The sequence below is a fragment of the Ignavibacteriota bacterium genome (assembly GCA_016218045.1).
In the GTDB taxonomy this organism is placed as follows: Bacteria; Bacteroidota; Ignavibacteria; order SZUA-365; family SZUA-365; genus JACRFB01.
The window spans coordinates 1-2,640 of the sequence record JACRFB010000054.1 but is presented as its reverse complement, the minus strand read 5'-3'; the positions used below and the strand labels follow the sequence as shown (position 1 = coordinate 2,640).

2 protein-coding genes are annotated in these 2,640 nt (G+C 59.2%); both read left to right on the top strand.

Features of this window, described 5'->3' with window-relative positions; translation table 11 throughout:
* Positions 1 to 182 precede the first annotated feature (182 nt).
* Complete coding sequence (locus HY962_14210) at positions 183 to 995, top strand: hypothetical protein (GenBank protein ID MBI5648081.1); 813 nt, start codon at positions 183 to 185, stop codon at positions 993 to 995.
* A gap of 929 nt (positions 996 to 1,924) precedes the next feature.
* The gene (locus tag HY962_14205) at positions 1,925 to 2,500 is read left to right on the top strand and encodes a hypothetical protein (GenBank protein MBI5648080.1); all 576 of its coding nucleotides are present in this window, start codon (positions 1,925 to 1,927) and stop codon (positions 2,498 to 2,500) included.
* The last annotated feature ends 140 nt before the right edge of the window (positions 2,501 to 2,640 follow it).

The following is a 2,640-nucleotide window of genomic DNA, read 5'->3' as shown; positions in this document are numbered from 1 at the left end:
CGATGCGCCTGTCCCGGGGGTCCGTGTCCTTCATGCAAGCAGGATCGGCAGCAACCACCGCCGCGTTGATCAGCCGAGTCGCCGATGGGATCTCCCCCTACATCACGCCTCCGGGCCCTGGCCCCGCTAATCAAGTACGGTACATAGCTCAGGATGTCCAGGGTGCCTCCTTCCGCGTAACCATGCGCAGCGACGTCTGGCCGACCATTCGCCGCTACGATGAGTCTCTCGACAAGTTGGAGCAGTACGTTCGCGAGATTGAGTGGTCGCCCGACGAGTTTCGCACGCTTCTCTTTAAGCGCATTGAGGCTGAAGCGAAGAAGCACAAAGTGCAGATGCCCATCAAGGGTTCAAGCGAGCGAGAGGACCGGTACGAGGAGCGGGTTCTCGAGTTGATCTTTGTCCCACGCGTTCAATGGGGGGACAAGGAAGTTCAATCATACCGGGTTATTCACACGCTCTCCTATGAGCGGCCTCGTTGGGCAGTTCAGCTCTGCAAGCTCGCGAGAACCAATGCGCTCAGGAATGGACAGAATCGAATTACCAAGGCCGATATCGACGATGTCTGGGGTGACTATGGCTCAAGGCGGATTGCCGACCTCGTCGCTGAGCACAAGCATCAGTGCCCAGAGGTTGAGGAGCTGATCACCGCCTTTCGTGGCGCGCAACGACTATTTCCGAGAGATGACCTGTTTGTCTACATCAAGAATCGCGTCTTGAATCACATGAATCCACACATCGACTCCAGGGACGTTCGTAGTCAGATCGAAGTCGCCCGATTCCTGTTTCGAACTGGTTTTATCATCGCACGGTCCGAGGAGCAAAACGGAGAGTATGAGCACTACACCTTCAAGCAAATGCCCGATCTTCTCAGCTCGAGGACCGACCAAGACTACAATATCAAGTGGGAGATTCATCCCTGCTACCGTGAAGCGCTCGACATCAAGAAACTGAACAGGTCTGCGCGCGCGAGGCGCGGCGTTGGGACGCGCTAGAGCGAGCGTTCCTGAAGAGGGCGTTCCCGAACTTGTCATTGGTTGCATCGGACTCGCAGCACTCGGGCTCCCCGCCGAGAGCACCTCTTGTTCGCTGTGATGGACTGTGGTGTGTCGAGAGGACGTCGTCGACAACCGCATCATCCGCTGACGCAACAACCAACTCGACAACACCCATTCTGCGAAGCTGCGCTTGAATTCGCTCACGCGAAAAGCCTAACAAGCGATTCCACCCGCCATGCTTGACGCGGCGGCCGAATGCCGCCGCGTCTGCGCGCGGGTGAACCGCGTGTTAGGCAAGACACCGCATTACGCCGATTGCGTCGACGACGGCCGACAACACCGTGCCATGTCGTCGTGCGCGTCCCACCCATTCAGCCCGGGTCGAAAACCGCCTCATGCACTTGGCGCTTCTCGTCACGCGGTCCGAGCGAGAACTGCCTTGCTGATCGATCCGATCGGTGCGCGGACGTCCCGACCTATTGTTCCGTCGGAAACCGTTGGCGCGCCTGGCCCCGGCGAGAACCAACCGCTCGCGCCCCCGCACGACCCATCATTGGTACGAGCAATCACTCCCGTGCTTGCCGCGCGCAATACGTCCATCCGGTCCACCCCGTGCGCGCTCACGCTTCATGCAACCGCCGACGCGCTTGCCCACGTCGACCACAGTGTCCGCTCGCGCACAACCCATCACGCGTTCGAGCAATCACTGCCGCGCTTGCCGCGCGGGACCCCTGAACTCCGGTCCGTCCAACCACGTGACTCCGTTCGGGCGACCGCACCAATGACGGAACACCGAATTGCACACAAAGGCAGGGCTTGCCGGCTTCGCCGGCATCGCCCAGATTCTCTGCGTTTCCCGTTGAAAGCGCTCGCTTCGATACTGCGGGGCTGCGGTGAAACTTCCGTCTCGCTGTGATGGATGGTGGTTGGCTGAGAACACGTCGTCGACAGCCGCATCATCCGCTGACGCAAACCAACTCGACAGGACACGGAGTGCCGCGTCCTCGAGCGTGTCTCGCCACCCCTTGAATCCGAACGCCGCCTTTGTTCGACTTGCCCTGCGTCACGGCTTGATTTCGCTTCACGCCGCGAAGGACTGGGCGTATTCCGTCATCGATGCGGAGGAACGACCGTCGATCGACATCATCGACGCTGCGACCTGCCGAAGCAAGTACGACTTTGACGCGCACATTTCACGCCTAACCACGGCGTCCGATTTCGTCATCGCTGGTCAGTGGCTCCTTACGATGATGCGTGACGAACTGAAGTCTCTTCAAGATGACCTTCCACGAGTTGCCGACGCCGCGTATCGGCTCGCCGTCGATACGGAACAAGCACCCGATATCCAGTCCGCCCTCGACCAGATTGTTGACGGCTGTTGGCTCGCAAGGAACGCGGGCTACGGCACGCTTGACGCGTGTCGACATGAACTCGACACGGTTCTTGCCTCGCTCGATACTCCACCTCAAGCGCTTCGGGACATTGTCGACAGAGAAACTTAAACGGTTCTCCTGACAATTGGGTGAGGCACGTCGTGGCTCCGTAGTGAGATGTCATGCAGGAACCGGGGTCTTGTGGACTGATTGGAGAACAAGACCAGAGCAGCAGAGGAATATCATTGCAATGAGATTGGCCGCGTTGT

Bases quoted from the DNA above. Each gene is read 5' to 3' on its own strand.
- HY962_14210 (MBI5648081.1), top strand. From the start codon at position 183: ATGCGCAGCGACGTCTGGCCGACCATTCGCCGCTACGATGAGTCTCTC.